This window comes from Actinoplanes sp. NPDC049548, assembly GCF_040676695.1.
In the GTDB taxonomy this organism is placed as follows: Bacteria; Actinomycetota; Actinomycetes; order Mycobacteriales; family Micromonosporaceae; genus Actinoplanes.
Window position 1 is genome coordinate 282100 of sequence record NZ_JBFAPM010000002.1, and the last position, 25223, is coordinate 307322.

At 72.0% G+C, this 25223-nt stretch carries 18 protein-coding genes; 9 read left to right on the forward strand and 9 right to left on the reverse strand.

Annotated features, from left to right (window positions below; translation table 11 throughout):
• Window positions 1–119: 119 nt before the first annotated feature.
• Together AB0J80_RS05425 and AB0J80_RS05430 are read left to right on the forward strand one after the other, a co-directional pair.
• Window positions 120–2954: an AAA family ATPase gene (locus AB0J80_RS05425; RefSeq protein WP_364700678.1), complete on the forward strand. Its 2835-nt coding sequence runs from the start codon at window positions 120–122 to the stop codon at window positions 2952–2954.
• A 989-nt stretch (window positions 2955–3943) separates the two neighbouring features.
• Window positions 3944–4687 (forward strand): hypothetical protein, encoded by a 744-nt coding sequence (locus AB0J80_RS05430; protein ID WP_364700680.1) that lies wholly within the window; start codon window positions 3944–3946, stop codon window positions 4685–4687.
• Between the two features lie 99 nt (window positions 4688–4786).
• Here AB0J80_RS05430 and AB0J80_RS05435 read toward each other — a convergent pair whose 3' ends face one another.
• The 3 genes from AB0J80_RS05435 to ppdK form a co-directional block, all read right to left on the reverse strand.
• Window positions 4787–5056 carry a hypothetical protein gene (locus tag AB0J80_RS05435; RefSeq protein ID WP_364700682.1) on the reverse strand — a complete coding sequence of 90 codons (270 nt, stop codon included), beginning with the start codon at window positions 5054–5056 and terminating at the stop codon, window positions 4787–4789.
• Window positions 5057–5059: 3 nt separating this feature from the next.
• Window positions 5060–5302: a hypothetical protein gene (locus AB0J80_RS05440; protein WP_364701304.1), complete on the reverse strand. Its 243-nt coding sequence runs from the start codon at window positions 5300–5302 to the stop codon at window positions 5060–5062.
• Window positions 5303–5497: 195 nt separating this feature from the next.
• Window positions 5498–8173: a pyruvate, phosphate dikinase gene (ppdK, locus tag AB0J80_RS05445; protein WP_364700683.1), complete on the reverse strand. Its 2676-nt coding sequence runs from the start codon at window positions 8171–8173 to the stop codon at window positions 5498–5500.
• A gap of 296 nt (window positions 8174–8469) precedes the next feature.
• Between ppdK and AB0J80_RS05450 the strand changes: the two genes are divergently transcribed.
• From AB0J80_RS05450 to AB0J80_RS05475, 6 genes are all read left to right on the forward strand, one after another.
• Window positions 8470–11052: a carboxylate--amine ligase/circularly permuted type 2 ATP-grasp protein gene (locus tag AB0J80_RS05450; protein ID WP_364700685.1), complete on the forward strand. Its 2583-nt coding sequence runs from the start codon at window positions 8470–8472 to the stop codon at window positions 11050–11052.
• 41 nt (window positions 11053–11093) lie between these two features.
• On the forward strand, window positions 11094–12872 hold the full coding sequence (locus tag AB0J80_RS05455; protein WP_364700687.1) for an N-acetylglutaminylglutamine amidotransferase: 1779 nt from the start codon (window positions 11094–11096) through the stop codon (window positions 12870–12872).
• 17 nt (window positions 12873–12889) lie between these two features.
• On the forward strand, window positions 12890–14665 hold the full coding sequence (locus AB0J80_RS05460; protein ID WP_364700689.1) for a S9 family peptidase: 1776 nt from the start codon (window positions 12890–12892) through the stop codon (window positions 14663–14665).
• 119 nt (window positions 14666–14784) lie between these two features.
• Window positions 14785–16107, forward strand: a complete 1323-nt coding sequence (locus AB0J80_RS05465; RefSeq protein ID WP_364700691.1) for an MFS transporter — start codon at window positions 14785–14787, stop codon at window positions 16105–16107.
• A gap of 42 nt (window positions 16108–16149) precedes the next feature.
• Entirely contained in the window at window positions 16150–16899 is a 750-nt protein-coding gene (locus AB0J80_RS05470; protein WP_364700693.1) for a hypothetical protein, read from the forward strand.
• Window positions 16900–16912: 13 nt separating this feature from the next.
• The gene (locus tag AB0J80_RS05475) at window positions 16913–17413 is read left to right on the forward strand and encodes a DUF664 domain-containing protein (RefSeq protein WP_364700695.1); all 501 of its coding nucleotides are present in this window, start codon (window positions 16913–16915) and stop codon (window positions 17411–17413) included.
• Between the two features lie 73 nt (window positions 17414–17486).
• On the opposite strand, the gene AB0J80_RS05480 is transcribed toward AB0J80_RS05475, so the two are convergent.
• From AB0J80_RS05480 to AB0J80_RS05505, 6 genes are all read right to left on the reverse strand, one after another.
• On the reverse strand, window positions 17487–18212 hold the full coding sequence (locus AB0J80_RS05480; protein ID WP_364700697.1) for an HAD family hydrolase: 726 nt from the start codon (window positions 18210–18212) through the stop codon (window positions 17487–17489).
• Window positions 18197–18952, reverse strand: coding sequence for a UDP-N-acetylglucosamine 2-epimerase (locus AB0J80_RS05485; RefSeq protein ID WP_364700699.1), 756 nt, complete (start codon window positions 18950–18952; stop codon window positions 18197–18199). Before AB0J80_RS05485 ends, AB0J80_RS05480 begins: the two co-directional genes overlap by 16 nt.
• Window positions 18900–20366, reverse strand: a complete 1467-nt coding sequence (locus AB0J80_RS05490) for an ATP-binding protein (RefSeq protein ID WP_364700701.1) — start codon at window positions 20364–20366, stop codon at window positions 18900–18902. Before AB0J80_RS05490 ends, AB0J80_RS05485 begins: the two co-directional genes overlap by 53 nt.
• On the reverse strand, window positions 20366–22024 hold the full coding sequence (locus AB0J80_RS05495; protein WP_364700703.1) for an FAD-dependent oxidoreductase: 1659 nt from the start codon (window positions 22022–22024) through the stop codon (window positions 20366–20368). Before AB0J80_RS05495 ends, AB0J80_RS05490 begins: the two co-directional genes overlap by 1 nt.
• A 14-nt stretch (window positions 22025–22038) precedes the next feature.
• The gene (locus AB0J80_RS05500; protein WP_364700705.1) at window positions 22039–22266 is read right to left on the reverse strand and encodes a UBP-type zinc finger domain-containing protein; all 228 of its coding nucleotides are present in this window, start codon (window positions 22264–22266) and stop codon (window positions 22039–22041) included.
• Window positions 22267–22328: 62 nt separating this feature from the next.
• The gene (locus tag AB0J80_RS05505; RefSeq protein ID WP_364700707.1) at window positions 22329–23498 is read right to left on the reverse strand and encodes an NAD(+)/NADH kinase; all 1170 of its coding nucleotides are present in this window, start codon (window positions 23496–23498) and stop codon (window positions 22329–22331) included.
• 159 nt (window positions 23499–23657) lie between these two features.
• Here AB0J80_RS05505 and AB0J80_RS05510 point away from each other — a divergent pair, with 159 nt between their 5' ends.
• On the forward strand, window positions 23658–25205 hold the full coding sequence (locus AB0J80_RS05510; RefSeq protein ID WP_364700709.1) for an RICIN domain-containing protein: 1548 nt from the start codon (window positions 23658–23660) through the stop codon (window positions 25203–25205).
• Window positions 25206–25223: the final 18 nt, after the last annotated feature.

The window sequence follows — 25223 nt, forward strand, 5'->3', positions numbered from 1 at the left end:
ACTCACGACGATGCGAGGCTCGCGCCGGCCTTGCCGGCGCGGGCCTCGCCGCCCCACATGGCGAGATCATCGTCACGGGTACGGTTCACCGTCCGGCCCCCCGTGGCATTCTCACCCAGGTGACGACCCGGCTCCGAGGGACGCTGGTCGGCCGCGACAGCGAGCTGGCCCGGCTCAAGGACGCCTGCACCCGGATATCGGACGAGCCCGTCGCGGTGCTGGTCGGCGGCGAGGCCGGCGTGGGCAAGACCCGCCTGGTGCGCGAGTTCGCCGACGCCTTCGCGGACGCCGACATGCAGGTGCTCACCGGGCAGTGCCTGCAGCTGGGCGAGGAGGGGCTGCCGTTCGCCCCGCTGGCCGGCGCGCTGCGGCAGCTGCTGCGCCGGGACGGGCCGGCCGTCTTCGCCACCCACCAGGCCGACTTCGCCCGGCTGCTGCCCGAGCTGGGTCCGGTCGGGCCGGCCGTCCTCGACGAGGCGCACCGGGCGTACCTCTTCGACCTGGTGGCCGGGCTGTTCGAGCGCCTCGCCGCGACCCGGCCGCTGCTGCTGGTGCTCGAGGACCTGCACTGGGCCGACCGTTCGACCCGCGACCTGCTGGCCTACCTGGTCCGGGTCGCGCGCCCGGCGTCGGTGCTGGTCGTGGTCACGTACCGGTCCGACGAGCTGCACCGCGGCCACCCTCTGCGGCCGTTCCTGGCCGAGCTGGACCGGGTGCGTACCGTCGACCGCTTCGAGCTGGACCGGCTGGACCGCAACGACACCGCCCGGATGATCCGTGAGCTGCTCGGCGCGGAGCCGCCGACCGGCCTGGTGGACGATGTCTTCGAGCGGGCGCAGGGCAACCCGTTGTTCGTCGAGGAGCTCACCCACTGCACCGGCGACCTCCCGGACAGCCTGCGCGACCTGCTGCTGAGCCGGGTGGACCGGCTGGACGAAGCGGCCCAGCGGATGCTGCGGGTGTTCGCCGCCGGCGGCAACCGGATCGGCCACGACCTGCTCGCGGCCGTGTCGGGTCTGCAGCCGCCCGAGCTGGAGGAGGCGTTGCGCAGCGCCGTCGCGGCGCAGCTCGTGCACGCCGACCCCGACGGCGGGTACGCGTTCCGGCACGCTCTGGTCCGTGAGGCCGTCCACTCCGACTCCCTGCCCAGTGAGAGGGTCCGGCTGCACACCCGGTACGCGGCCGCGATCGAGGCCGACCCGGGCCTGGTCGGCTCCGACCGCGCCCCCGCCGAGACGGCGCACCACTGGTTCCAGGCGCACGAGCCCCGGCGGGCGCTGACCGCGGCCGCGGCCGCCGCCGAGCTCGCGGGCCGCCGGTACGCGTACGCCGAGCGCAGCCAGCTGCTCGAACGCGTCCTCGACCTGTGGGAGCAGGTCCCGGACGCCGCGGAGGTGCTCGGCATGAGCCACCTCGATCTCCTGGAGGCCACCGCCACGTCGGGGTACACGGCCGGCGACTATGCGCGGGCGCTCACCCTCATCCGGGCCGCGCTCGCTGAGGTGGACGAGCGGAAGGCGCCGCAGCGGGCAGCCCGGCTGTTGATGTCGCGCGGCCGGTGCCTGCGCAAGCTCGGCACCTCGGACGGCATCGCCGACCTGGACCGGGCGCACGACCTCGCCGCCCGTGTCGAGAGTCTCCCCGACCGCTTGACACTGCTGGCCGAGCTGGCCTCGGCGCTGGTCTGCGTGGATGGCGAAAGGTCGGCCCGAGTGGCTCAGGAAGTCCTCGGCGGGCTCACGCCGGGCACCGACGTTCCGCTGGAGATGTCCGTCTGGCTGACCCTGGCCCGCGCACGCAAACGGGAATGGTCCGACGAGGACCAGGTCGCCGCGATTCGTCGCGCCGCCGCGGACGCCGAGCGGATCGGTGACACCCACGGCTACCTGCGCGCCCACGTCAACGCCTCACACCACCTGTTCAGCCTCGGCAGGTACGCCGAGTCACTGGCCGCTGCGGAGCTCGGCCTGGCCGCGGCGCATCGGGTGAACGCCCACCGGACGTCCGGCGCCCTGCTGCTGACCAACGCCACCGAGGCGCTGATCGCCCTCGGCCGCTGGGACGACGCGGAGACGATGTGCACCCGTGCCGTCCGGCTCGACCTGCCCGGCTACGGCGCCGGCCCGGTGCTGAACCTGGCTGCCCGGCTACGTTTGGCTCGCGGCACCGAGGACGCCCCCGAGATGGTGGCCCGTGCCCTGCGCTTCCTCGACCGGCCCTACCTGGAGGCGCAGTTCCGCGCCCCGCTGACCGAGTTGCGGGTGCGCACCCGGCTCGCCGCCGGCGACGTCGCGGGCGCGCTCACGGCGGCCACCCCTGGGGCACGGGACGCGGACCTGCTGGCAGACCCTCGCGACGCCTGGCCGCTGCTCGCGGCCGCCGCCCGCGCGGCCGCCACCGCCGGCGGTGCCGGGCGGGAGCTCTCCCGGACGGTGCTCACCGCCGCGGCGGCTCTGGCCCGGCCGAACCCGCGGGACCGGGCCTTCGCCGCCGAGGTCGCCGCATGGGCCTCGGGCGACCTCGGCGACTGGGCCACGGCGGTGGCCGCCTGGCGGGCGGACGGCGCGCCGTACCCGCTCGCGGAGGCACTCACCGCGTACGCCCACGCGGCAGCCGCCGCAGGCGACCGGACCGCCGCGGCCGCCGCGCTGGACGAGGCGGCCGACCTCGCCCGGCCGCTCGGCGCCGCGCCCCTGGTCGACGAGGGTGAGGTGCTCGCCCACCGGCTCGGGCTGCGCCCCGGCCGGGAAGCGGACGAGGTGCTGACGGCGCGGGAGCGCGAGGTGCTGCGCCTGGTCGCCGAGGGGCTGAGCAACAGCCGGATCGCCCGCGACCTGTTCATCTCGCCCAAGACGGCCAGCGTGCACGTGTCCCGGATCATCGCCAAGCTGTCCGTCGGCAACCGCACCGAGGCCGCCGCCGTCGCCCACCGGCTCGGCCTGCTCGACGGCTGACCGTCGCCGCCGCCGGTGGCGCCACCTGCCTCACGCTCAGTGGCTCGCCACTACTCCGCACCGGCCGGCCGCGTGTTGCACACTGGGAGGGCGACCGATCATAGACGTAACGCCGCGCACTTCCGCTACCGCAGGATTTCACTATCAACGGTTTCTGCGGGAGCGCCGCGCCCCCTTTCCACTGTGATCCGTGGCGGCCGCCTCGCCGGTCCGGCACGACGGCATCCTGTGCAACTCGAAAGCAGGCGCGGTCGAAGCCTGCACGCCGCTTGCGTATGCCCGACCCGGCGGGACACGCGGCTACCGCGACCGGCGGGAAACGACCGACCGGGCCTCCGCGCCCGTTCCGCAGCCACCACCGGGCGCCGCTGACCTCCCGCGCTGCCGCTTTGCACTCTGCCGTCCCGGGGTGCGGTGCCTCGCCCCCGACTCGTCGTCTTGTGCTCAGCGTCCGGCCGCTCGAGACCGTCAGTGGCGTGACCGCGATGCGTCATGCCAGGGCCGGCCTGTGGGACCGCGGACCGATCCTCGGTCTCGCGCAGCCGGCGCAAGCGCCGGGAATGACGTTGCACCAATCCCCACGAACGGTGCCGCTCGTGCTCGCGCCGAAACTTCTCAGCCGCCGGTGAATAATTGCGACGGACGGTGCGGCTTCGCACATTCTTCGATGGGAACAATGCGAGCTGCGTCATTCCACAATTATCCCCGACACCCCCGGAATCAGCGATGGTGACCGCGGATGTTTCATATCAGGAATCGATCCGAGGCTGCCTTGACGATCCGAATATCGGCGTGGCGGAAACAGTGACGTCGCCGCCGGGCGCAGCGCTCTGTTCGGCGCCGAGAGATACGGGCGGCACGGCACGTCATCAACGGCGTGCCGGCTCGTGGCGCCGATCATGAGGAAGAAGTGGGTCATGGCGCTGACCTGGATCGCAGTCGCTCCCCTGGCAACCGCACCCGCTTTTCGGCCAGAACACGCCCCAGCGGTGGATCTCGCGGCCACGGCAGCGCGCCTTGATGCGCTGTATCTGCGCATCGGCGGGAACCGCCAGGAACAGCGGGCGAGCGAACTAATCAACTATCACCGCATCGAGGGCGGCGTCTACCGGTGCATGCGCGCCGCAGGGAAGGCCTACCGGATCGCGCCGTTCGTCAGCCGCTTCGACGACTTCAAGAACGCCGACCTCGGATTCGGCTCTGGCCACGGGTCGGTGGTCGACTCGGTCACCGACCGCGGGCGGGTCAGCATCCTGAACGAGCTCGCCGGCGCCCGCTACGCCCGCGCCGGCGTCCTCGACTGGTGGTCCTCGGTCCCGGCCGCCGACGCAGCGACCTTCAACAGGTGCACGGCGCCGTTCCAGCACCGGACGTACCCCGACTTCGACCCGCCCGCCAGGATCTACCAGCTGTCCGGGTTTCCCGGCCTTCTCGACACTGTTGAACGCGACCCGGCCGTCGTCGCGGCGATGCGCCCGTACAAATCCTGCATGAAGAACCGGTATGGGTACGACGTGGACGAGCGCACCGACCTTTTGTTCGCCCAGCGCATCTCCTACCAGGACGCACCCATCGACGGCCGCCACGCCACGCCGGCATGGAGTCGCGGAGTCAAGAAGATCCGGGCTGCGTTCGCCGCGGACATCGACTGCCGGATGCCCGCGTACCGCATCGCGATGACACTGCTCGCCCCACGGATCAGCACCTGGGAGAAGAGCACCGCGCCGACATAGTCGCTCACCTGGAGCGCTGCGACGACCGCCTGAATCCGCCGGTCACCGGGTGGCGCGCCACCCGTTTCACCTTCCTCCGGCGCGACCCCACCCCGACGCTCAAGGGCGCCGGTCGATCCGCAGCGACGAGCCCGGGGTGCCGGCGCGGCGCAGCCCGGCCTTGCGCACGAAGATGCGCCGGCGCGCCACCGCCTGCCCGCGGCGGTCCAGCTGATACCCGTCCAGCCAGACCCAGCCGTCGTACGTCGGCCGGTCGTCGACGGCGATGATGCGGAACGCGAAGCCGGACCGGCCGGTGAACTGCACACTGGCCGCCCGCCCGACGAGCACGACATCGCCCGGGTTCAGCGCTGGTCCGGCATCGGCCATGGTTCATGGATGCCGGGGCCGGGGGCGCCGCAAACCACCCAGTCGGACGAAGATGCGGCGCCGGGCGGCCGGGCACCCGCGCCGGTCCAGCTGATACCCGTCGAGCCAGGCCCAGCCGTCGTACGTGGGCCGGGGATCGACGTCCACCACCCGGAAGGCGAACCCCGCCGAACCGGCGAACTGGACGCTCGCCGCCCGGCCGACGAGCACGACGTCCCCGGCGCGGACCGTCCCCACGACAGTCACCACATCCGTCACCTCCGCACCGGAGCGACCCGCTCGCCTCCACCCAGCCGTACGGAGGTGATGTCGCGCGCGGCCGGGTGGGCCGGGGATTTTCCGTCCGCGACCGAGTCCACCTTGGGCCGTCGGCGCGCGTACCTCAATCCCTCACACGGATATGGCACAAAGCCTGCCGGTCCGGTAGGGCCGGTCCTTTGCTCAGCGGCTGTCGGACTCCCCCGCCGTGACCGCCGCCCGGCCCGCTTCGAGGCGCGCGACCGGCACCCGGAACGGCGAGCACGACACGTAGTCCAGCCCGACCTCGTGGAAGAAGTGCACAGACTCGGGATCGCCGCCGTGCTCACCGCAGACGCCCAGCTTCAGCTCCGGCTTCACGGCCCGGCCCTCCTCCGCGGCGATGCGGATGAGCCGGCCCACGCCGTCGCGGTCGATGGACTCGAACGGCGAGATGCCGAAGATGCCGAGCTCGAGGTAGCGCCAGAAGAACGCGCCCTCCACGTCGTCGCGGGAGAAGCCCCAGCCCATCTGGGTCAGGTCGTTGGTGCCGAAGGAGAAGAAGTCCGCGGCCTCGGCGATCTGCCCGGCGGTCAGGGCCGCCCGCGGCACCTCGATCATCGTGCCGATCAGGACCTGCACGCCGCTGTCGGCGACGACCTCGGCGACGATCTGCTCGCACTCCTGCCGGACCATCTCCAGCTCCTGCACGGCGCCGACCAGCGGCACCATGATCTCCGGGCGCGGGTCGAGGCCCTCGCCGGCGAGCTGGACGGCGGCCTCGGCGATCGCGCGGACCTGCATGGCGAACAGACCGGGGATGACCAGACCCAGGCGTACGCCGCGCAGGCCGAGCATCGGGTTCTGCTCGTGCATCCGGCGTACGGCGTCGAGCAGCCGTTCCTCCTCGGCGTGCACCTCGCCACGCTCGCGGGCCACGGCCACGTTCACGGCCAGCTCCTCCAACGAGGGCAGGAACTCGTGCAGCGGCGGGTCGATGAGGCGTACGGTCACCGGCAGCCCGTCCATGGCCCGGAACAGGTCGACGAAGTCGGCGCGTTGCAACGGCAGCAGGGCGGCGAGGGCGTCGTTGCGGGCGCTCTCGCTGACGGCCAGGATCAGCCGCTCGACCAGCTCCTTGCGGTCGCCGAGGAACATGTGCTCGGTGCGGCACAGGCCGATGCCCTCCGCGCCGAAGCGCCGGGCGCGGGCGGCGTCCTCGCCGGTGTCCGCGTTGGTGCGCACGGCCAGCCGGCGCGTGGCGTCGGCGTGGCTCATGATGGTGTGCACCGCCTCGACCAGCGTCGAGTCGACCTTGTCGCCCTCGAAGTACTGGACCACCTCGGACGGGCGTACCGGCACCGCGCCCAGGTAGACGCAGCCGGTGGTGCCGTCGACCGAGATGACGTCGCCCTCGTCGACCGTACGGCCGTCCACCGTGAACCGGTCCGCCGCGATCTCCAGCTGGTCGGCGCCGCACACGCAGGTGCGGCCCATGCCGCGGGCGACCACCGCCGCGTGGCTGGTCTTGCCGCCGCGGGCGGTGAGGATGCCCCGGGCGGCGATCATGCCGGCCAGGTCCTCGGGGTTGGTCTCGCGGCGGACCAGGATGACGTCCTCGCCCGCGCCGGCGAGCTCGACCGCCCGCTGGGCGGTGAAGACCGCCTTGCCGGACGCGGCGCCCGGTGAGGCGCCGATGCCCCTGGTCAGCGCGGTCGGCTCGGCCGAGAGGTCGAAGCGCGGGAACATGAGCTGGGCGAGCTGGGCTCCGGAGACCCGGCGCAGCGCCTCGTCGGGCGTGATCATGCCCTCGGTGACCAGCTGGGCGGCGATCCGGAAGGCGGCCGCGGCGGTGCGCTTGCCGACCCGGGTCTGCAGCATCCACAGCTTGCCGCGCTCGATGGTGAACTCGATGTCGCACAGGTCGCGGTAGTGGCCCTCGAGCGTGGCCATGATGCCCAGCAGCTCCTCGTAGGACCGCGGGTCCAGGCGCTGCAGGTCCTCCAGTGGCACGGTGTTGCGGATGCCCGCGACGACGTCCTCGCCCTGGGCGTTGGCGAGGTAGTCGCCATAGATGCCCTGGGCGCCGGAGGCCGGGTCCCGGGTGAACGCCACGCCGGTCCCGGAGTCGGGGCCGAGGTTGCCGAACACCATCGCCACCACGTTCACCGCCGTGCCGAGGTCGGCCGGAATGCGTTCCTGGCGGCGGTAGAGCACGGCCCGCTCGGCATTCCAGGAGCGGAACACGGCCTCCATCGCCAGCCGCATCTGCTCGCGGGGATCCTGCGGGAACTCATATCCGGTGTGCTTGGCGAAAATGCGCTTGTACCGGTCCACGAGGCCGCGCAGGTCGGCCTCGTCCAGGTGCAGATCGTCGGTCGCGCCCTTGGCTTTCTTGGTCTCTTCGAGCGCCTCGGAGAAATCCTCGCCGGGCACGTCGCACACCGTTTTCCCGAACATCTGGATGAGCCGGCGGTACGAGTCCCAGGCGAACCGGTCGTCGCCGCCGGCCTGGGCGGCGAGGCCCGCGACGCTGGCGTCGGTGAGGCCGACGTTGAGCACCGTCTCCATCATGCCGGGCATCGAGAACGCGGCGCCGGAACGCACGGATACCAGCAGCGGATCGTCCGGATCGCCGAGCCGGCGGCCCATCGCGGCCTCCAGCGCGGCAAGATGCTCGTCGATCTCCGCCTCGAGCCCCTCGGGGTTGCGCCCGGTCGCCAGGTACGCCTGGCAGGCACGCGTGGTGACGGTGAATCCGGCCGGAACGGGAAGCCCCAGACGGGTCATCTCCGCCAGGTTCGCGCCTTTGCCGCCGAGGAGCTCCTTGAGATCCTTGTGACCTTCCGAAAAATCGTAGACGTACTTCTCCCCGGCCATTGTCGCCTCCCATTGCCACGCGCCGAACGCTCGTTAATGGTGTCCCGGAGGGTAGGGGCGCCGCCACCGGTGGCCATAGCCTTCGTGAAGAATTGCACAAGCATTCGCGTGGATGAGCGCGGAAGAGCGTGACTTCGAGCAGCCCCGCGCACGCGTACGCACCGGAGCCGCACCGCAGGGCCCCGGTGTCGGCAGCGTCATGCTTGATCGCAGCTGGAAATGGGCACGTCACAGGTTCGGTACATGAGCTGACAAGGCTCCGGGCCAACGGACGATGCGACATAGGCGGTTGACACATGACGGAGTCACTGAGGGTCAGCGAGGGCGACGAGGAACGCAGCGTAGCCACCGATCTCACGCTGGGTGTCGAGGAGGAGCTGCACGTCGTCGACCTCAAGACGCGCGAGCTGGTGCCGCGCGCCCCGGACGTCCTCGCCGAGCTCGGCGAGGCCCACTTCTCCGCGGAGCTGCACCGTTCGGTGGTCGAGACGAACACCCCTGTGGCCGCCACGTTGGACGATCTGCGCGACGGCATCGTGGCGCTGCGCCGGCGCGCGATCGGCGTCGCGGAGTCGCTCGGCCTGGGCCTGGTGGCGGCCGGTACGGTGCCGATCGTCGACCTGGACTCGCTGCCGGTGACGCCGACCTCGCGCTACCGCCGGATGCTCGACGAGTACCAGATGCTGGCCCGCGAGCAGCTGATCTGCGGCGCGCAGGTGCACGTGGGCATCCCCGACCGCGACGAGGCCGTCGCCATCGCGCAGCGGGTCACCCCCGCACTGCCGGTGCTGCTGGCCCTCTCCGCGAGCTCGCCGTACTGGATGGGTGAGGACAGCGGCTACGCGAGCGTGCGGTCGCTGGTCTGGATGCGCTGGCCGACCGCCGGGGACAGCGGCCTGGTCCGGGACGCCGCCGACCACGACGCGCTGGTGGCCGACCTCATCGCGTCCGGCACCATCAGCGACCCCAAGATGGTCTATTTCGACGTCCGGCCGTCGGCTCACCTGCCGACCGTCGAGCTGCGGGTCACCGACTCCAGCCCCGACGCGGACACGGTGGTGCTGCTGGCCGGCCTGTTCCGCGGGCTCGTGCTGCGCGCCCGGCAGGACCACCGTGCCGGCCGCCCGCTCGTGCCGACCCGGCCGCCGCTGCACCGGGCGGCGATGTGGCGCGCCGCCCGCTCCGGCCTCGAGGGCGACCTGCTCGACCTGCCCCGCTCGCCGGTGCCCGTACCGGCCGCCGTCGCCGTCGAGCGCCTCGTCGGTGACCTGCGCCCGCAGCTGGAGGAGCTGGGCGACTGGGAGCAGGTGTTCGACCTGTCGGTCCAGGCGCTCAGCCGGGGCAGCTCGGCCGCCCGGCAGCGGCGCGCCCTGGCCCGCCGCGGCCGCATCTCGGACGTGGTCGACCTGGTGGTCGCCGACACCCGCGGCGGCGCGACCGGCATCGGCCCGGGTGGTCAGACGATCCCCGCGGGGCTCACACCGTACGCGGCGAGCGGCGACGAGGCGTTCCCGGACGGCGACGTGGTGCCCGCGTACCAGCCGATCCTGACGGTCCTCAACGCGCTGGGGCCGGCCGGGTTGCGCCGCCGCGAGGACGCCAAGGACGACGAGCAGCGCGCCCGCGGCATCACGTTCAGCGTGGCCGGCGAGGCCGCGACCCGCCTGTTCCCGTTCGACCTCGTGCCGCGCATCGTGCCCGCCCGGGACTGGAACGGCCTGCAAAGCGGGCTGATCCAGCGGGTCCGCGCACTCGACGCGTTCATCAACGACGTGTACGGCGACCGTGCCGTCGTGGCCGACGGCGTCATGCCGGAATGGGTCATCGACGGCTCCCCCGAGCTGCGGCCCAGCGGCGCACTGGTCGCCCGGCAGGGCGTACGCGCGCAGGTGGCCGGCGTCGACCTGGTCCGCGACGGCGACGGCAACTGGTGCGTGCTCGAGGACAACCTGCGGGTGCCGTCCGGGATCGCGTACGCGATGCAGAACCGCCGGCTCACCGAGGCCGTGCTGCCGGAACTGCCCCGCCCCGGCGGCCTGCTCAGCCCCGAGGAGACGCCGCGGCTGCTGCGGCAGGCGCTGCTGGAGGCCGCCGGCCCGGCCGCCGGGGACGACCCGAACGTCGTGGTGCTGAGCCAGGGCCCCGACGACTCGGCGTGGTTCGAGCACCGGATGCTGGCCGAGGAGATGGGCGTACCCGTGGTCCGCAGCACCGAGCTGCTGGTCGACGACCGCGTCGTGTACCGGGTCGCCAGCGGGCGCAAGCACCGCGTCGACGTGATCTACCTGCGCATGGGCGAGGACAGCCTGGTGCACTCGCCGGGCGCGGACGGCATGCCGCTGGGCCCGAACCTGGTCACCGCCCTGCACGCCGAGTCGGTGGTGCTGGCGAACGCGCTGGGCAACGGCATCGGCGACGACAAGGCCGTGTACGCGTACGTCCCGAAGCTCATCGAGTACTACCTGGGCGAGAAGCCGCTGCTGGCCGACGTACCGACGTACCTGTGCGGCATCCCGGAGCAGCGCGCGGAGGTCTTGGAACGCCTGGAGGAGCTGGTCTGCAAGCCCGTCGACGGCTACGGCGGCGACCGCATCGTCATCGGCCCGCACGCGAGCCCCGAGGACCTGGCCGCGGTACGCCGGCAGATCCGCACCGCCCCGCACCGCTGGGTGGCGCAGGAGGTGGTGAACCTGTCGACGCATCCGGTCTTCGACGGCCAGGAGCTTGCGCCCCGCCACGTCGACCTGCGCGCGTTCGTCTTCACCGGCGAGGAGTCGGTGGTCGCCCCGGCGGCCCTGACCCGCGTCGCCCCTTCCGGGAGCATGATCGTCAACTCCTCGCGCGGCGGCGGCTCCAAGGACACCTGGCTGCTGAGCTGACTGACATCCCCTCGAACGGAAAGCGTGGAGGTTGATCCATCATGTGCGGAATCGCCGGCGAGCTCAGGTTCGACGGGCGGGCGGCCGACCCCGAGGCCGTGCGGCGGATGCTCCCGGCCCTGGAGTCGCGCGGTCCCGACGGCGAGGGCCTGTGGCACCGCGGCCCGGTCGCGTTCGGCCACCGGCGGCTGAAGATCATCGACCTCTCCGAGGCCGGCGGGCAGCCGATGACCGACGAGCAGCTCGGCCTCACGCTGGTCTTCAACGGCTGCATCTACAACTACCAGGACCTGCGCGATGAGCTGCGCGGTCACGGCTACACGTTCGCCTCCACCTCCGACACCGAGGTGATCATCAAGGCGTACCACCGCTGGGGCGCCGACTGCGTCAAGCACTTCCTCGGCATGTTCGCCTTCGCCATCACCGAGCACGCCACCGGCACCGTGATGCTGGCCCGCGACCGCCTCGGCATCAAGCCGATGTATCTGGCCGAGACCCCCGGGCGGCTGCGCTTCGCGTCGACCCTGCCCGCGTTGCTCGCCGCCGGCGACGTCGACACGTCCATCGACAAGGTGGCGCTGCAGCACTACATGACCTTCCACTCGGTCGTGCCGGCGCCACGCACGATCGTCACCGGCATCCGCAAGCTGCCGCCGGCCACGGTTCGCATCATCGAAGCCGACGGTACGTCGACCTCGACGGTCTACTGGGAGGCGTCGCACACCCGCGTGGACGCGCCCTCGACGCGCGAGGAATGGGCCGAGGCGATCCACGTCAAGCTGCGGACGGCGGTCGAGCGGCGGATGGTCGCCGACGTGCCGGTCGGGGTGCTGCTCTCCGGGGGCCTCGACTCCTCGTACATCGTCGCGCTCCTGGCCGAGCAGGGGCAGCGCGGGCTCACCACCTTCTCCATCGGCTTCGAGTCCGCGGCCGGCGAGAGCGGCGACGAGTTCGCGTACTCGGACATCATCGCCAAGCAGTTCGACACCCGGCACCACCAGATCCGGATCGGCAGGGACCGGTTCCTGCCCGCCGTGGCGCGCACGGTCGCCGCGATGAGCGAGCCGATGGTCAGCCATGACTGCGTCGCCTTCAACCTGCTCAGCGAGGACGTGTCGCAGCACGTCAAGGTCGTCCAGTCGGGGCAGGGCGCGGACGAGATCCTCGCCGGCTACAGCTGGTACCCGCCGCTCGCGGACGTGCCCCGGGAACGGGCCGTCGACGCGTACGCGAAGGAGTTCTTCGACCGCCCCCACGGCGACCTGGCCCGGCAGCTGAACCCGGAATGGTTCCTCGGCGAGGACGTCAGCCGCGAGTTCGTGGCGGCGAGCTTCGCCCGGCCCGGCGCCACCACCGCGGTCGACGCGGCGTTGCGGCTGGACTCCCAGGTCATGCTGGTCGACGATCCCGTCAAGCGGGTGGACAACATGACGATGGCGTGGGGGCTGGAGGCGCGCGTACCGTTTCTGGACCATGAGCTGGTCGAGCTCGCGGCGGCCTGCCCGCCGGAGCTGAAACTGGCCCAGGGCGGCAAGGGAGTGCTCAAGGACGCGGCCCGCGGGGTCGTGCCCGACGAGGTGATCGACCGCACCAAGGGCTACTTCCCGGTTCCCGGGATCCGGCACCTGGAGGGGCCGATGTTGGACATGGTCCGCGAGGCGCTGCACGCACCCGCGGCCCGCGCGCGGAATCTCTTCCGCAAGGAGTACGTTGACGCGCTACTGGCCGACCCGAACACGCCACGGACGACGCTCGGGGCGAACCAGCTGTGGCAGCTCGCGCTGCTCGAGATGTGGTTGCAGGACAAGGGGATCCAGTAAGCCGAAGGAGGACCTGTATGACCGGTCAGCTCAGCCGGGTCGACGTCACCGTGCTCCCCGCCGGGTGGCTGTCGAAAGGGTCCTACCCCTCGGAAGCCAGCGGCAGCTGGTCGCCGGCGCTGTCCCCCGACGGCCGGCACATGGCGTACGTGTCCGACCGCAGTGGCTCCCCCAAGGTCTGGGTGCAGCCGGTCGGCAGCGAGCTGACCTTCCTCGTCGACACGGGTGCGGAACCGGTCGCCTCGGTGCAGTGGTCCACCGGCGGCGGGTGGCTGGCGTGCGTGCTCGCCCCCGGCGGAGCCCCCCGCACGGAGGTCTGGCTGGTCCGCCCGGACGGCTCGGCGCTGCATCAGGTGGCCGGCTTCGGCTCGGACAGCGCCGAGAACACCCGCTGGCTGCCCGGCCGTCCCCTGCTGGCGGTGACCGAGAATCTCACCACCACCGTGCTCGTCGACGCCGAGCACGGCACCCGTGAGGTGATCGCGGAGGGCGAGCTGATCTCGCTCTTCGACGTCTCCGCGGACCGTCGCCGCGCGCTGCTGCGGCGTGGACCCCGCGGCGCCCGCCATGTGGTCGTGCGCGATCTCGAGACCGGGGTCGACGAGTACGTCACCAGCGGCGAGCAGGCGTGCTTCGCCCCGGACGGCTCGATCTACGCGCGGAGCGACACCGGTGAGCGGCCGGTGCTGCTGCGTATCGTGGACGGCACGGCCGAGGTCGTGGCCGGTGCCGGAACCGCCGAGGTGGAGCAGTTCGCGCTCACCTCCGACGGCGCGAAGGTCGCGGTGCTCTGGAACGCCCACGGCGGCCGGTCCGAGCTGACCGTGCACACCGCGGACGGCAGCACCGCCGTGCCGCTGCCGGGCACGGTGGTCTCCGGCCCGGTGTGGAGCCACGACGGCAGCACCCTCGCCTTCACCGCCGAGGGGCCGGGACAGCCGCACGGCGTCTGGGTGTGGGACGGCGACCAGCCTCAGGCGGTGTCGGCCGAGGAGCCCGCGCCCGGAGCCGTGCACCCGACGCTGCGCCGGTTCCCCTCGCACGACGGCCTGGAGATCAGCGGCTGGTTGTTCGAGCCCGCCGGTCCAGGCCCGCACCCGGCCGTCCTGTGGTTCCACGGTGGCCCGGAGGCACAGGAACGCCCCGGGCACGGGCCGCTGTTCCAGTCGCTGGTCGACCGGGGCATCGCGGTCTTCGCGCCGAACGTCCGCGGCTCGTCCGGCTTCGGCCGAAGCTTCGTCAACGCCGACAACGGGCCGCTGCGGTGGGCAGCCGTCGCCGACGTCGCCGCCTGTGTCGAGCACCTCGTCGCCACCGGCGTCGCGGATCCGGCGAGGGTGGGGTGCATGGGCCGCTCGTACGGCGGCTACCTGACGCTGGCGGCGCTGACGACGTACCCGGAGCTGTTCGCGGTCGGCATCGACGTCTGCGGCATGTCGAACTTCGCCACCTTCTACGAGCACACCGAGCCGTGGATCGCAGCGGCGGCGGTCTCCAAGTACGGCGACCCGGTCCGGGACGCGGAGCTGCTGCGGGAGCTGTCGCCGATCACCCGGATCGACCGGCTGCGGGCGCCGCTGATGGTGGTGCACGGCGAGAACGACAGCAACGTCCCCGTCATCGAGGCCGAGCAGGTGGTGACCGCCCTGGCCGCACGCGGGGTGCCGCACAGGTACCTGCTGTTCCCCGGCGAAGGCCACGAGCTGCTGCACCGCTCGTCCCGCGCCGAGTACCTGCGCGCGACGGTGGGCTGGCTCACCGACCACCTGGGGGTGTCGTCGCCTGCCGCCTGATCCGGCGGTTTGGCCGAGCTATGACCGGGCACACGTCCGATTTGTGACGCTCCTCGTTGGCGGTCTTGCACCGTCCGCGAAAGGGTGGAACGGCACGCGAGCGGACGGAGTGGGTTTTCATGCAGGGCGGTGCCCGGGCCTGGGCGGTGTGGGCCGTCGGCCTCTCCGCGTACGTGGTGGCCGTGCTGCACCGCACGTCGCTGGGCGTGGCCGGGCTGGACGCGCAGCACCGGTTCGGCATCGGCGCCGGCGCGCTCGCGTCGTTCGCCGTGCTGCAGCTCCTCGTGTACGCCGCCCTCCAGGTGCCCGTCGGCCTGCTGCTCGACCGGTTCGGCTCGCTGCGGCTGGTCGTCGCCGGCGCCCTGGTCATGGCCTCCGGTCAGGCCCTCATGGCGGTCGCCGACGGGGTAGGGGGTGCGGTCGCCGCCCGAGTCCTGGTGGGCGCGGGTGACGCGATGACGTTCATCAGCGTGCTGCGCCTGGTGCCGCAGTGGTTCCCGTCGGGGCGGGTGCCTGTGGTGACGCAGCTCACCGGCATCGTCGGGCAGCTCGGTCAGGTGCTCAGCGCCGTACCGTTGGCCGCTCTTCTGGCGGGGGCCGGCTGGACCACCGCCTTCGTCTCCGCGTCGGCGAGCGGACTGTTCGTCGCGATCGTGGCCCTGGCGGCGCTGCGGGACACCCCGCAGCGCCGGATCAACTCCGGCGACCCGATCGAGTTCCGCCGGCTCGGGGCCGACCTGGCGAGCGCCTGGCGGCACCCCGGGACGCGGCTCGGGCTGTGGACGCACTTCACCAGCCAGTTCCCGGGCACGGTCTTCGCTCTCATGTGGGGTTATCCGTTCCTGGTCGCCGGGGAGGGCCTGTCCCGCGGCGCGGCGAGCACGCTGCTCACCCTCTTCGTGCTCGTCGGCATGGCCGGCGGTCCCCTCCTCGGCGTCCTGGTGCAGCGGCACCCGATGCGCCGCTCCTGGCTCGTGCTCGGCGTGATCGCCGCCAACGCGCTCGGGTGGGCGCTGATCATCGCGTGGCCGGGCCGGGCCCCGCTGCCCGTCGTGGTGCTGCTGGTGATCGCGCTGGGCCTGGGCGGCCCCGGCTCGATGATCGGCTTCGAGTTCGCACGCACTTTCAACCCGCCCACCCGGCTCGGTACGGCCACCGGCATCGTGAACGTCGGCGGCTTCGTGGCCTCCCTGGTCACGATCCTGCTCGTCGGCCTGATCCTCGACGCCCGCACGGGCGGCCGGGCCGGCTACGACATCGCCGACTTCAAGGTCGCGATGGGCGTGCAGTACGCCGTCGGCATCATCGGCGTCGCCGGGATCCTGCGGACCCGCAGACTGGTCCGCCGGCGGCTGGCCGCCGAGGGGATCCACGTGCGACCGCTGCGTGAGGTCCTGGCCGAACGAGGATGGTTTAGCGCGGAGCGCATCGGTAAAGGCTGAAGCTTCGCGCCCGACTCGACAGAGTCACTATGTGAGGAGGACATGAGCGAGCAGGCACCGGACCGGTTGTGGTCCGGCATCCAGATCAGCAAGGTCATCGCCGGAACACTCGCGGCGGTGACCGCCGCAGTGCTCGGCTCCTTCCTGGGAGTGGCCGGCACCCTCGCCGGGGCTGCGCTGGCCAGTGTGGTCGGCTCGGTCGGAACGGAGATCTTCAACAATTCCCTGAAACGCAGCACCAAGCACCTGCAGACGGTGGCCCCGGCCTTCATCAAGGCACCGGCCGCCGTCGGCACCCCGCCGGTCGCGGCGGCCGCCGAGGAGGAGAAGCCCTCCCACACGGTGGTCCCCGAGCCCGGGCGGTTCGCGATCCGCTGGAAGACGGTCGCGTTGGGCGCCGCCGCGGTGTTCGTCATCGCCATGGGCGCGATCTTCGCGGTCGAGGTGACCGCGGGCCGCTCACTGGCCTCGATGACGGGGCACGGCCCGAGCGGCGGCAACACGTTCAGCAACCTCGTCTCGAGCAACGACGACACGTCGAAGGAGAAGGCACCGTCGACCGAGGTCTCAGAGAGCCCCTCGGACGACGCGTCGTCCACGCCGGACACCTCGTCCAGCGAGGCCCCCGCGACGGGCACACCGGAGGAGACGCCGGCGACCACGGAGCCGACGACCGAGCCCACCACCGAGGCGACCACCCAGGCGCCGCAGACGCCCCCGGCGGACGAGCAGCAGCAGCAGCCGGATCAGGAGATCGCACCGCAGCAGGAGCAGGACTCGACGACCGAGTAGGAGGCGCGGCACCGTGAACGTCAGCGAGTTGCTCACCGAGGCGTACGGCCGCCTGCCCGACCTGGTCCGCACGGCCGTGGACGGCCTCACCGCGGACCAGCTCCGCGCCGCACCGGCCGGCCGCGGCAACACGGTCGGCTGGCTGGTCTGGCACCTGACCCGGGTCCAGGACAGCCACATCGCGGAGCTGCTCGACGAGGAGCAGGTCTACACCGCCGGCGACTGGGCGTCCCGGTTCGGCCGCAAGCCGGACCCGGGCGACACCGGCTACGGGCACTCCCCCGAGGAGGTCGCCGCGGTCCGCCCGGAGAACGCCGCGGCGTTGGTCGAGTACTACCAGGCGGTCCACGAGCGGACGATCGCCTACGTCTCCGGGCTCACCGCCGAGGACCTCGACCGGGTGGTCGACGAGTCCTGGGATCCGCCCGTCACGCTGGGCGTGCGGCTGGTGAGCATCCTCGACGACGACGTCCAGCACGCGGGCCAGGCGGCCTACGTGCGCGGGCTTCTCTAGGACGGGCAGACCAGCGCTCCCGTACCCCCCGGGTGCGGGAGCGCTCGGCTGTCACGCACCGGGCATTCCGGTCTCATCGGGAGGCGCGCTTCTCCCGGCTCGCGATGAGCAGGTCGGCCGCCGCGGCAAGGTTCGGGACGACGGCGGTGGCGGCGGGTACGTCGGGACTGTCCGCATACTCGCCCGTGCGTACCCGGATGGAGCGCGCTCCGCACGCCGTGGCGACCGCCATGTCCTTGCCAGGCCGGTCGCCCACGACGACCAGACCGCCCACCGGGACACCCAGCAGGTCGGCGGCCCGGTGCAGGCCCGCGGGGTGCGGTTTGCGCATCTCGCGACCGCCCAGCTCGTCGGTGATGACGACGACGGCGAAGGCGGATGCCAACCCGGTGGCGGCGATCTTGGCGCGCTGGATCGCCGGGTTGCCGTCGGTCAGGCATGCCAGCGGATAGCGCTGACCCAGGGCGGCCAGTGCGGCTCGCGTGCCCGGATACAACGCCAGCCGACGTGGCCGATAGGCGGTGAACGCGGTCACCAGTGTCGGGACCAGTTGTGCCACCTCTGCCGGCGGCACGCCGTAAGCGATGAGCGCCCGGTCGATGGTGCCACCCGCGTCCGAACCGGCGATCAGCTGCCGACGTACGGCCCGGCTCAGCCGGACCGGATCCAGGCCGAAGGCGCTTCCGGCCCGTCCCACAGCCCGCGCCGCACCGTACAGGTAACCGCTCTGCGGATAGAGCGTGTCGTCCAGGTCGATGACGATGCCGTCCGGCGCGGGTGGTCTCAGGCGGCCTTCCACGGCCGGCTCCCGTCGGTGTAGTCCGGTTCCTCCAGGGCCAGCAGCGCAGCCAGGGCCGGGTCGGACAGCAGCCGCGCGACCCGCGAACCGGTGTGCCCATCACCGTACGGGCATGGCAGCGCCGCGATCCGCGCGAGTTCCTCCGGCGTGCTGAGCCGTTGCGCGGCGGCCACCGCACGGGTCGCCTCCTCGTCACTCGTTATCCCGGTCAGGACCGCCGAGCCCGACTCAACCCCTTCCCACCGCGGCGTGGAGCGGCGGAGTACGACGGCCGGCACCCCGAGATAGGCGGCCTCCTCCTGCAGACCACCCGAGTCCGTGACCACGACCCGCGCGTGCGCGAGCGCGTTCAGCAGGTCGTCGTAGGCGAGCGGTTCCTCGAACGCCGTGAGTCGGTCGGCGAGCCCGTACTCGATCAGCCGTGCCCGCGTCCGGGGATGCACCGGAAAGCGGACCGGCCCGATCTCAGCGAGTCGTCCGATGACGCCGACCAGTCGGGCGCGCCGAGCGGGGTCGCCGTGGCACACCGTTGGTGATCGGTTGCCGGCGCAGGCGCTTGAGGTCTTGAGCCTCGACCAGTTCAGCGACGCCGGTCCGGGAGATGGCGAGCCCGAGGGACACGAGCGTCCGGCGGTGCGGCGGCGTGGGAGCCGGAGCGCCGCCGGCCGCAGGACCGGGCCCCCGTGATCACCGCGAGGGCGGCTCCGCGAGCGGCAGCTTGACCAGGAAGCGCGTGTCACCCGGCCGGGACTGCAGGACGATGTCCCCGCCGTGGCCGTTGACCACGATCCGGTACGAGATGTCGAGGCCCAGCCCGGTGCCCTCCCCGACCGCCTTCGTGGTGAAGAACGGCTCGAAGACCCGCTTGCGCAGCTCCTCGGGAACGCCCGGGCCGGTGTCGCCCACGGAGACGACGACGTGGTCGTCCTCCCGGAACGTGCGGACGGTGAGCGTGCCGGCGCCGTCCATGGCCTGTACGGCGTTGTCGATGATGTTGGTCCAGACCTGGTTCAGCTCGGCCGGGTGGGCCGGCACCTGGGGCAGCGAACGGTCGTAGTCCTTGACGACCTTGACGCCGGTGCCGATCTTGTGGCTGAGCATGACCAGCGTGCTGTCCAGGCCGGTGTGCACGTCGATCCACTGGTGCGCCGCCCGGTCCAGCTGGGAGTACTGCTTCGCCGCCGACACCAGCGACGAGACGCGGCCGGTGGCGTCCTCGATGTCGCTCATCAGCTGCTCGGTCTCCAGGGCGTACCCGATCCAGTGGATGGCCTGGTCGAGCAGCTCGGGCGAGCCCACCTTGGCCTCGATGTCGTCGAGGCACTGCAGGTCGAGACCGCCCTGGGCGAAGACCGGGGCGAGGTCCCAGCCGCCCGTGACGTTGCGCTCGTCCATCCACTCGCCGAGCTCGTCCTCGCGGTCGGCGGCCTGCATGGCGGTCAGCGCGGGCGCCTTGGCGGCCCGTTCGATCACCTCTTCCTGCAGCTCCACCAGCGCGTCGAGGCGGTCCGGGTCGACCTTGCCGTGGGCGAGCATGCCGAGCTTGTGCCGCATGCCGGCGACCCGCTGGCGCAGCGCGCCGGTGGCCCGGGAGGCCGCGGCGGCCGGGTTGTTCAGCTCGTGCATCAGGCCGGCGGACAGCGCGCCGAGGGCCATGAGCCGCTGGCGCTCGCTGATCGCGGCCTGGGTGCTGCGCATGCCGAGGGTGAGGCCTTCGAGCAGGTGGATGGCCATGGGGAACCACTCGCGCATCATCCAGCCGAAGTCGGCGGCGGAGAGCATGAAGAAGTCTGCGTCGTCGAGCGCGCGCATGGTCGCCATGTACTTGCGTTCCACGCCCTCGTCACGGATGTACGCCTGCGTCGCGCCCATGTAGACGCCGCGCTGCTCCGTACGCGTGGTCTGCACGTCGTCCTGGCCCACCCGGCGCGAGAGCGCGATCGTGCCACTGAGCAGGACGAAGAACGACTCGGCCGGGTCTCCCTCGCGGAGCACCAGCGAACCGGCCGGGGCGTGCATGGTGCAGCCGTGGTCGGCGATCCAGGCGAGCTGGTCGTCGGTCAGCTTCTCGAAGAGGAACAGCGTCCGCAGCTCGTCGGGGGTGAGCTTGCCGGGTTCGCAGGGTTGCAGCCGGACTTCCTCGATGTCGCTCATCACTGCGCCTCCAGGTAACGATGGACCAGCGTGACGGCCATCGCGCCCTCGCCGACCGCCGAGGCCACCCGTTTCACCGAGTTCGCCCGGACGTCGCCGGCGGCGAAGATGCCGGGAACACTGCACTCCAGGTAGAACGGATCCCGGTCGCGATCCCATCCCGGCGGGCGTGTGCCGTTCGTCAACAGATCCGGGCCGGTGTAGACGAAGCCCTTCTCGTCGCGCGCCACCGCGTTGCCGAGCCAGTCGGTGCGCGGCTCGGCGCCGATGAAGACGAACAGGTACCCGCATTCGACGGTGGTCTGGAGGCCGTTCTTGCTGTCGCAGATGGTGATCGCCTGCAGGTGCCCGTCGCCCTGGGCGCTGAGCACCTCGCAGCGGGTACGCACGTGCACGTTGTCGATCTTGTTGAGCTGCTGGATGAGGTAGTAGGACATCGACGCCTCGAGCGAGTCGCCGCGGACGAGCAGGGTGACGCTGCGGGCGTACCGGGAGAAGAAGAGCGCGGCCTGCCCGGCGGAGTTCGCCCCGCCGACGATGTAGACGTCGCTGCCGGCGCACGACGGGCCCTCGGTCGAGGCGGACCCGTAGTAGACGCCCGAGCCGGTCAGCTCGGGGATGCCCTCGGCGACCAGCGGACGGTACGCGACCCCGGTGGCCAGCACGATCGAGTGCGCCGACACCTCCCCGCCGTCGGCGAAGGTCAGCGTGCGGGCCGAGCCGTCCAGCCGCAGCCCGGTGACCTCGCGGGTGTTGAGCACCTCCGCCTCGAACTTGCCGGCCTGCCGGCGGGCCCGGTCGGTGAGCTGGGCGCCGGAGATGCCGTCGGGGAAGCCGAGGTAGTTCTCGATGCGCGAGCTCTGCCCCGCCTGCCCGCCGACCGCCTGGCGCTCCACGAGCAGCGTCTTGAGGCCTTCCGAGGCGCCGTACACCGCGGCGCCCAGCCCTGCCGGACCGCCGCCGACGATGATGAGGTCGTAGAAGTCGCGGTTGGGCGCGGTGGACAGGCCGGCGGCCTCGGCGACCTCCGACGGGCTCGGCTGCGCCAGGGCCCGGCCGTCCGCGGTGACGACGAGCGGGATCGCCTCGGGTCCGACCCCGGCGGCCTCCAGCAGGCGGCGCCCCTCCGGGTCGTCCGCTCCGAGCCATCGGTACGGCACCAGGTTGCGCGCCAGGAAGTCCCGGATCTGGTACGACGGTTCGCTCCACCGGTGCCCCACGACCCGGATGTCCTCGACCTCTCGGTCGCCGGTGGCCTGCCAGGCGTCGAGCAGCGCGTCGATGACCGGGTAGAGCTTCTCCTCCGGCGGGTCCCACGGCTTGAGCAGGTAGTGGTCGACGTCCACCACGTTGATCGCCTGGATCGCGGCGTCGGTGTCCGCGTACGCGGTGAGCAGCGCCCGGCGCGCGTTCGGGAACAGGTCCATGCCCTGCTCCAGGAACTCGATGCCGTTCATCTGCGGCATCCGGTAGTCGGCGAGCATGACGGCGACCCGCCCGCCGCGCAGCTTGATGTCGCGCAGCGCCTCGAGGGCGTCGGTGGCCGAGGAGGCGCGGATGATCCGGTAGTTCTCGCCGTAGCGGCGGCGCAGGTCGCGGGCGATGGCCCGGGACACCGAGGGGTCATCGTCGACGGTCAGGATCGCGGGGTGTCCCATGGGATTCGGTTTCCTCAGCCGTAGGTGAAGGTGGGGGCGTCGGCGACCTTGAACGCGACCTCGTCCTGGTAGCACCACCACCAGTCCTCGCCCGGCTCGTACGACTGCACGAGCGGGTGGCTCTCGGCGTGGAAGTGCGCGGTCGCGTGCTTACCGGGTGACGAGTCGCAGCAGCCGACGTGGCCGCACGTCATGCAGACGCGCAGGTGCACCCAGCGGCCACCGGCGGCGAGGCATTCCACGCAGCCCTGCCCGGACGGCGTGACGTCCCGGGCCTCGTCGACGTGAGAACAGACGGCATTGGTCATGAGGGTGTTCCTCCCGTGTCGAGCACGTCGCTGAATTCGGGGTGACGCTGCACCCACCCGGCCACGAACGGGCAGGTGACCAGCACCGGGGTGGAGCGGCGGCGGGCGTCGCCGAGGGCGGCCGAGGCCAGCCTGCCGGCCAGGCCGCGGCCCTCGAAGGCCTGGTCGATCTCGGTGTGGGCCAGCTCGATCCGGCCGCCGGCGCGGCGGTAGTGCAGGGCGCCGGCGAGCTCGCCGCCGAGCAGGATCTCGTAGCGGGACTGTTCGAAGCTGTCGACGACCACCGCGTCGCCCGGCTCCCCGCCGCTCACCTGGGCGCTGCCCTCGACGCGCAGCTTGCGCCGGGCGCGCTCGTAGAACGACGTACCGCCGAAGCGGATGACCTGGGCGGCGGCCGGCACCGGGATGATCTTCAGGTGGTCGCCCGCGCCGGCGTGGCCCTGGATGATGCCGTCGACCTCGATGGCCAGGCGCCCGCTGGTCGCCGCCACCTCGAGCTCGAGCCGCTCGTCCGGCGAGAGCATCAGCGAGCGGTTGAACGACGAGTGCGCCGCCGACGCGCTCACGAGGATGCCTTCGACGTTGGGCGAGACGATCGGGCCGCCCGCCGAGAAGCTGTACGCCGTCGACCCGGTGGGCGTGGCGACGATCACGGCGTCGGCCGCGTACCGCACGAAGTTGCTGCCCTCGACGTTGATGCCGATGTGCGCGAGGCCGTCGCCGGGGACCCGGACGAGCGCGATGTCGTTGAACGCCGACACCTCCTTGCCGCCGGGCAGGACCGTGCGCACCGCCGTACGGGACTCGATCGTGAACTTGTGCTCGTCGATCATGGACAGCGCCCCGGCCAGATCGGGCAGGTCGACCTCGGCGAGGAAGCCGAGGCGCCCGACGTTGACGCCCAGCACCGGGGTCTTGCGGCCCTCGACGAGGCGCATGGTCCGCAGCATGGTGCCGTCGCCGCCCAGGCTCACGAGCAGCCCGGCCCGCTCGACCATCTCCTCCGTGGACACCGCCACGGCCTCGCAGTCGATGCGGGTGATCTCGTCGTGCAGCCCCAGCACGGTCACGTCCCGGGCCTGCGCCCAGCGCACGATCGCGTCGATGGCCGCGCCGCAGTCGCGCCGCGGGTGCAGGACCAGCCCCACCACCTTGACCATTCCCATGGGTTCCAGCCTTGCACGTCCGCGGGACGAGGGCGAGGTCCCCCGGAACCGGTACCGGGTCCGGGAATTGTGAAAGTTTCTTGACAGCGTTGTCAAATATCGAAACACTCCGATGGGGAGAGCGCTCTCCTTCCCCTGACCAGCGGAAGGACTCCCCCCATGTCCCCTGCCCTCAAAGCGTTCGGCGTCACCGCCGCCGCCCTGGCCGTCGTCGGCCTCGTACCCACGTCCGGCTTCGCGGCCGAGACCCCCGCACCCGCCGCACCCCCGGCGGCGACCCGCTTCCACATGGCCCCCGGCATGGTCGAAGCGATGCGCCGCGACCTGCACCTGAGTGACGACCAGATCGCCGCGCGCCTCGCCACCGAGGCCGCGGCACCCGTCGTCGAGAAACGGCTCCGCGCCCGGCTCGGCGCCACCTTCGCCGGCGCCTGGATCCCGGACGGCGCGGACCGCCTCACCGTCGCCACCACCGACGCCCGCCGGGCCGCCGACATCCGGGCGGAGGGCGCCGTACCCGTCATCGCCCGCCGCAGCGACCGGGACCTGGCCGCCGCCCGGGCGAAGCTCGACCGCAACGCCGCCCAGGCCCGCGGCACCGCCGTCCGCGGCTGGTACGTCGACGCCGCCACCAACAGCCTCGTCGTCATGGCGAAGCCCGGAGCCGCGGCGCAGGCGCGCAAGTTCGCGGCCGACAGCGGCGCCGGCACCGTCACGGTGGTCGACACCGCCGAGCAACCGCGGCCGGTCTACGACATCCGCGGTGGCGACCAGTACGTCATCAACGGCAACACGCTGTGCTCGGTGGGCTTCTCGGTCGCGGGCGGCTTCGTCAGCGCCGGCCACTGCGGTGGCGTGAACAGCCCCACCCTCGGCTACAACAACGTCGCCCAGGGCACCTTCGCCGGCTCCTCGTTCCCCGGCAACGACTACTCGTGGATCCGCACCAACGGCAGCTGGACGCCGCAGCCGTGGGTCAACAACTACGCGGGCGGCAACGTCGTGGTCGCCGGTTCCCAGGAAGCGGCGGTCGGCAGCTCGGTCTGCCGCTCCGGGCGCACCACGGGATGGCGCTGCGGCACGATCCTCGGCCGCGACGAGACCATCGTGTACGCCCAGGGCGCCGTCTCCGGCCTCGCCCGCAGCAACGCCTGCGCCGAACCGGGCGACTCCGGCGGCTCCTGGATCAGCGGCAACCAGGCCCAGGGCGTGACGTCCGGCGGCACGGGCAACTGCAGCTCCGGCGGCACGATGTGGTTCCAGCCGGTCAACGAGATCCTCAGCGTCTACGGGTTGTCGCTGACCACGAGCGGGGGTGGCGGCAGCACCAGTTCCGTGGTCAGCAACTGGAACAACAAGTGCATCGACGTACCGAACGCGAACTTCTCCGACGGCGTCCAGCTGCAGATGTGGGTGTGCAACAACACAGGTGCGCAGAAGTGGACCTTCGTCAACGGGACGCTGCAGACTTCCAATAACAAGTGCATGGACGTGGCGTGGGGCTCGACCGCTAACGGCGCGGCTATTCAGATCGTCGGCTGCAGCGGCAACCCGGCCCAGCAGTTCGTCCTGTCCGCCGCCGGTGACCTCGTGAACCCGCAGGCGAACAAGTGCGTCGACATCAAGGACTGGAACAGCAACGACGGCGCGCTGCTGCAGTTGTGGGACTGCGGCGGCACCGCCAACCAGAAGTGGCGACGAGCATAGAAATAGTTCCGGAGAAAC